This window comes from Novipirellula rosea (assembly GCF_039541335.1).
Classification (GTDB): domain Bacteria; phylum Planctomycetota; class Planctomycetia; order Pirellulales; family Pirellulaceae; genus Novipirellula; species Novipirellula rosea.
Genome location: NZ_BAABGA010000017.1, coordinates 312941 through 319344 on the forward strand (window position 1 = coordinate 312941; position 6404 = coordinate 319344).

Genomic DNA, 6404 nt, shown 5'->3' on the forward strand with positions numbered 1-6404 from the left:
GTTATCAATCGATATAAAGAAATTCGTTGGTCAGCATTAACGCTTGCGCTAGTTGGGCGAGCGGTGTTAGCGGAGGTGGAGGGGGGGCTTGGAAATCGGCACTCGAATTCCATGTCGCATTTGAAATCGCCCCTTCGATCCTCTCGATCTCGATCGTCCAAATGTGAGCATCCGCTGTGGTCGTGGATCGCGGCGAGACGACAAAATCAATGACTTGGCCTTTGACCACCGCTAAACGATCCACGATGGTCTCGGTTTCGCTGTTGGCGACCGTAAAGGATTCAGCGAATGATTTTGAGCGGATCGTTGCGGTCACACCGTCGCCATTGTCGCGGGCGTGTTTCAGTTTGCCACTAATTTTGACGACTCCGTCATCCGCTGCGGTCCAGCGGCGGATCACACAGAAATCTTCGTTCTTGCCTGGGTGAGCCCCGTTGGCGGTGATACGCAAATGTTTCATCACGGGATCCGGAAACTCGCTGCTGGCTTGGTAGGATGACCCCGTCCAAAATTCCAGCGGCGTGAACTCAGGCAGCGAATCATCCGAGTTTTCAGCAGCGACAAGCGGTCCATATCCGTACTGCCAAACCTGACCTTGTGTCACCACCGTCTCAGACGACGATTGCAAGAACGCAGTCGCCATCGATTGTTCTTCGGGCGATGGATCGCGGCTATAGACTTGCCGGTAAACCTTTTTGACTTGCGTCTCGGCCGCCGATTCACTTGCCGCGATTCCGGCCACTTCCCGAGCCAATTCGGCAACGAACGGGTGGTTCATATTAAACAGTGCTTGCTGCGGAATCGTCGTTTCCGCACGTGAGGCGGCCGAAGCGGTCGGCGAGGCAAAATCGAACGTCCGCAGCATCGGATCCAATTCAATGCGGTCGATGTAGGCATAGATCGAGCGGCGATGTGTGTAGGGAATCTCGCTCAGTTTGACCGAACGACCGCCGATGGTTCGGTCCAGCGAATTGGCCACCGTCAACATCGAATCTCGCATCGCTTCGAAATCAAGCCGGCGACGATTCTGACGCCAAACCAATCGGTTTTCAGGATCCAACTGCAAACCGCGATCATTCGCGTCGCTCGATTGAGCATACGCGTTGCTTGATGTGATCGTTCGGTGCAGCCATTTCATCGACCATCCGTTACGCATAAATTCGCGTGCCAACCAATCCAGAAGTTCGGGATGGCTCGGCGGCGACGTCCGCAAACCAAAATCGTCGAGCGATTCCACTAATCCGCTGCCGAAGTAACGTGCCCAGACTCGATTGACATACACGCGAGCGGTCAGCGGATTGTTTTCATCCGCGATCGATTCGGCCAATTCTTGCCGTCCGCTGCCGTTGCGAAATGGCTTGGGTTTTCCATCGGACAACACGCTCAAGAATTGACGTGGCACGCGGTCACCACGACGATTCGGCTCGCCTCGCAACATCACAAAGGGGGTGATCGGCTTTTCTAAATCCACGACCGTCATCGCTCGTGGGGGCGCCGCCGGATGACTTGCTTCGACCTCGGTAATCGCCTTTTCACGGTCCCCTAACTCTTTACGGCCTTTGCCCGACAATCGCGATGCCAAAGCTACTTTTTCGACATCCAGATCAAACCATCCTCCGGCCCCCAACAATCGCGTGCGAATCGATTCCAGCGACTCGTCGTCAAAACCTTCCGCATCAGGATGCGACTTTTTAAAAGCGTTCCATTGCTTCAGTGTTTCGTCAAAAACATCGGCATACGCCAACGCCAATTCGGAGCGTGTTTTTGGCGGTGACGATTTCAGTTTCTGTTGGATCCTCGGATTCAGCGATTTGTCGCCAGACCATTTTTTCAATAGCGTTGGTTGCTGTTTCTTGAATGCAGCCTCACTGAGTGACAATCCGTCGTGCCACGGACCGAGCACCGCATCATCCTGCCAACGATTGCTCTTCAATTCGCGACTGAGCGAATCATTCAGCGGCGTCATCGCGATGTCACGGACTTTTAATTTGCTGATCGCGCCGCGAATGTCGATTTTGTTCTCAAGCCCCATCATCGTGAAGCCTTTGATGTACAACGGCAGCTTGCTGCGAAGCTCTTTGACAGCGTCCTCGCGAAGCTCTTTTTTATATTGCGCTAGCTCACGTTGTTTCGCGGCAAGCTTCTTCTCGAAATCCGCCTTCATCGAAACCGGAGGATCGCCAGTCGGGATGACGGGAAAATCGTCTGCCGTCTTGGAACTCGCAAATACACCGTACAGCGAATAGAAATCTTCGGTGGGGACCGGATCATATTTGTGATCATGACATCGGGCACAGGCAACGGTGATCCCCATTAGCCCTCGACAAACCACGTCGATCTTATCGGCAGCTTGCTCGACCTTGTTGTTGCGGAATTGCGGTCCGACCGTCAACAATCCCAGTGCTGCCAACTCGGGCGCCGCGGGATCGTCGGTATAAAAGTCGGCAGCGATCTGTTCCCGCAAAAATTGATCATAGGGTTTGTCGTCATTCAAACTGGCGATCACGTAATCGCGATAGGTATAGGCGTAAGGATATCGAAGCTCGGCTTGCGCTTGCCAATCACGTGTGTCGGCATAACGGGCCAGGTCTAACCAATAACGAGCCCAACGTTCACCGTGGTGATCGCTCTGTAACAGTTGTTCGATTGTGTTCGCTACCACTTCGTCTGTCGGTTTGGGATCGTCGACAAATGCATCGACTTGGTCCGCTGTCGGTGGCAGCCCGATCAAGTCAAAATAAAGTCGTCGAACCAGGACGCTTCGCTCTGCGGCGGGCGAGGGTTGCAAGTCGTTGTCAATCAACTGGCGAGCAATAAATGCATCGACCGGATGGGCAGCCCACGTTTTCCATGGTCCCTCGATCTCAGGCACCGCAGGATTGGCGATCGGTTGGAATGACCAGTGCGTTTCTGCAATTTTGTTGATCGCCACCTGGTCGCCCAGCGATGGCGTGACCGGCTCGTCGCTGGCGGGCCATGGCAATCCCATACGCACCCACTTTTGCAGCACCGTTATTTCCGCACGGCTCAGGGGTTCATCGGGCGGCATCCGTTCAAAGCCATCCTGGCCAAGCACCGCCTTGATGATGAAACTCTCATCGACGTTTCGAGCGACTGCCGCCGGGCCACTGATTCCGCCTTGCAAAACAAACGCCAGATTATCTAGCCGTAAATCCGATTCCTGCAGTTCCGGCCCGTGACACTCTTGGCATTTTTCGATTAATAGCGGCCGGACTTGGTTCTCGAAGAACTCTTCACGCGGCGTCAGTCCATCCCCATACAAAAGGGACGTGGTGATCAAAAAGCAGAGCAATCCAGAGAAGATACGTTTCATATGAAAAAGACGGCTCAATGATTCAGCGGAATCGGTGGGAATAATCAAACGAAAATCGGGAATCCGAGTTCGCAGGCGGGGGACAATACGGCGGGGGTCCTCCCAATAGTGTAAGTATAAAAGTCTCCGGCGTCGTTATCAAAGCGAATTGCCACGTTGAATTATTTTGCCAGCCGTTTGCCGCTAAAATGGCCCCACGCCCCCCACCTTGATTGATTGGAATCCAATGTCTCGTTCGGTTTTTTCAATATTTGGCCGCACCTTTTTGGCCGCAGTCTATTTAGTTTGCTTTTTGCCCGAAGCAATCCCCGCCGAAACCGACTCCACCGAAACAAACTCTAACAAGCCATCTCCTGCTGAAACGCTGCAGCAACGCGTGCAAAAGGTCGCCCAAACCTACGTCCAATCTCAATCGATGGTCGGAGTGTCGATTGCCGTGATCGATGGCGACGATTCAGCGACGGTGCATCAAGGACGAACCAGCGAAATTGGGCCGCCACCGAATGACGCGACGCTCTACGAGATCGGTTCGATTTCGAAAGTGTTTACCGGTATCCTGCTAGCCGACGCCGTCAATCGAGGCCAAATCCGCTTGAATCAGAATGCCAGCGAGTTGTTGCCCACGGGGGTCACGATGCCGCGTTGGCAAGATCGTCCGATCACGGTGCTCGATGTTGCTACGCATCGATCAGGGCTGCCGCGACTAGCCGACAACATGCCTAGTCTGCACACCGCAAATCCATACGGAGATTACACGTCCGCGTTGGCCCACGAATTTCTAAACTCACATTCGCTCCGACGGGCCCCCGGTACCAAGTACGAGTACTCGAATCTTGCCTTTGGATTGCTCGGACACTGGATCGGAAGCAAAGCGGGAAAAAGTTACGACGAATTATTGCAACAGCGTCTCACCAAGCCGTTGGGGATGCCCGACACTCGCGTCGCGTTGAATCCGGCTCAAACCGCGAGATTGGCCACGCCTTATGACGCCCAAAAACAGCCGACATCGAACTGGGATTTTGCCGACATGCCAGGAGCCGGAGGCATCCGCAGCTCGATAGTGGACATGTCGCAGTTCGCCAAAATGCATTTGCGGGTGCCGCAAAACGAGATCGGCGAGGCGATCGAACTCGCGTGGCAGAAACATCATCTCGGCAATAACGGAGACGTCTCGATGGGACTCGGTTGGCACTTGATGGGCGACAATTCGACTCGCAGTCACAACGGTCAAACGGGGGGCTATCACAGCATCATCCTGATCGATCGCAAAACTGAATCCGCGGTGGTTGTGCTCGCCAATACCGCGACCGACGCCGTGGATGCCTTGGCAATGGAGTTGCTGGAGATGATCCGGCAAAACTAGCTTGCGATTTGCGAGACCGATTGCGGGGCACCGGATCAGCCCTTATCACATTGCCTTCCTCCCGCCGTGGTTTGCTTCGCATTCGCATGCCAATCGCTGGGGGTGTCCTGCAAAAAACGTGTCTTTGAAGCAAGAGTGATTGATGGGAATCTTGATTCCACTGGTTCTAATTTTCTTTACCTGCCTGTTGATTTGGCGGGCATGTGACAGTTTTGAAATTGCGTCCGAATACATTGGTCGCAACCTGTCCGAAGGCGTCCGTGGCGGAACGATCAACGCGATCTCGAGCAGTGTGCCGGAGCTATTTACGACGCTGATTGCACTCTTCGTGCTGTCGGACAGAGACGGATTCTCGGTCGGCATCGGCACCACCGCCGGCAGTGCCTTGTTCAACGGAATGATCATCCCCGCGGCGTGCATTTTGTCGGTCGTCGGAGCGGTCGTGATGGGAGTTCGCGTGACGTCGGTGAACGTTTCCACCAAGGTGTTGCTGCGTGACGGTTTGTCGTTGATCTTTTGCGAAGTTGTCTTGATTCTGTTGATCAACGGTGCCCAATTGCATTGGTGGCAAGGGTTGATCTTGATGGGGCTGTATGGAACCTATCTTGCTTTCATGTTGCTGTCGATGAAGCGTTCTGCGGCATCCGACGAAGCGATGTTGGACGATGACGAGCAAGATACCGATGACGAATCGGCGGCCGAGCGAAGCGTGTTCGGGCACGCGTTCTATTGGCTTTCGCTCGGCCCGCTGATGGACATGGAACGTGTTTTCGTTCGTGAGAAACATCGTCAACAAATCGACGAGGAAACTTGGAACGGTTGGCCGCTGTTGTTGGCTTCCACCGGCGTCATTGGTGCAGCATGTTGGTTGTTGGTCAAAGCATGCGAATGGCTGGGAACGGGAAGTGTCGAGCATCCAAGTTACACCTTGTTGGGTTACGAATTCCAAGGGATTGGAATGCCCGCGATGTTTGTCGCGGTGATCTTTGCCTCGATGGCCACCAGCGTTCCCGACATGGTGATGTCGATTCGTGATGCACGCGATGGTGATTATGACGACGCTGTAGCCAACGCGCTGGGCAGCAATGTGTTTGACATTTGTTTTGCACTCGGCTTTCCCTTGTTCCTGTTCACCCTGCTGCATGGCCCGATTGAAATGTCGCCCGACGTTGCCGCCCAAAGTGGTGAATTGCGATTGTTGTTGCTGGTGCTGACGATCGTCGGTTTCTTTGTCTATTACCTCGGCAAACGTGGCGTCAACGAAGCGGGAATCCAGTACGTCGAAATGCGACGCGGAAAAGCGTTGATCCTGCTGGGAATCTACGTGCTGTTCGTGTTCTATATCGTCGCCCGCAGCCAACAAATGACATGGGCACTGGAATGGTCGGACGCATTGCAATCGCTGCTGCAGTGGTTGCCGACGATCGGTTAACGGCTTGTTGATTTGGTGAGCCGTGACGCGTCAGCGGCCGCTTCCCACGCACGATCCGGTGCTTCAAGGCCGATGTCATCCACTTTGGGTAGCGCTAGCGGCTTATTGGTTCTGAAGTTGCGCGTTTAGACGTTCTTCGGGCCAAAGGCCCAGCAATTTGCCTAGCCTGGCCCAACGGGCCAGGTTTTCGGTGCAAAGAAATCTAAGGGCCAACGGCCCGGCCATTTGCTAGCCGCCCTCATTAAGTCCGAACAAACGGCCGGGCCGTTGGCTGG

3 protein-coding genes are annotated in these 6404 nt (G+C 54.3%); 2 read left to right on the plus strand and 1 reads right to left on the minus strand.

All coding sequences use genetic code 11. The annotated features are described in order from the left end of the window. Positions 1-4: 4 nt before the first annotated feature. On the minus strand, positions 5-3334 hold the full coding sequence (locus tag ABD971_RS06670) for a PSD1 and planctomycete cytochrome C domain-containing protein (protein ID WP_345320567.1): 3330 nt from the start codon (positions 3332-3334) through the stop codon (positions 5-7). A 226-nt stretch (positions 3335-3560) separates the two neighbouring features. Between ABD971_RS06670 and ABD971_RS06675 the strand changes: the two genes are divergently transcribed. Both ABD971_RS06675 and ABD971_RS06680 read left to right on the plus strand, forming a co-directional pair. Continuing rightward, complete coding sequence (locus ABD971_RS06675; RefSeq protein WP_345320568.1) at positions 3561-4697, plus strand: serine hydrolase domain-containing protein; 1137 nt, start codon at positions 3561-3563, stop codon at positions 4695-4697. A 142-nt stretch (positions 4698-4839) separates the two neighbouring features. Continuing rightward, on the plus strand, positions 4840-6129 hold the full coding sequence (locus ABD971_RS06680; RefSeq protein WP_345320569.1) for a sodium:calcium antiporter: 1290 nt from the start codon (positions 4840-4842) through the stop codon (positions 6127-6129). Positions 6130-6404 lie beyond the last annotated feature (275 nt).

What these genes read in the sequence shown, in the direction of transcription:
- ABD971_RS06670 (WP_345320567.1), bottom strand. Translation starts at nt 3,334, where the DNA reads ATGAAACGTATCTTCTCTGGATTGCTCTGCTTTTTGATCACCACGTCC.
- ABD971_RS06675 (WP_345320568.1), top strand. Translation starts at nt 3,561, where the DNA reads ATGTCTCGTTCGGTTTTTTCAATATTTGGCCGCACCTTTTTGGCCGCA.
- ABD971_RS06680 (WP_345320569.1), top strand. Translation starts at nt 4,840, where the DNA reads ATGGGAATCTTGATTCCACTGGTTCTAATTTTCTTTACCTGCCTGTTG.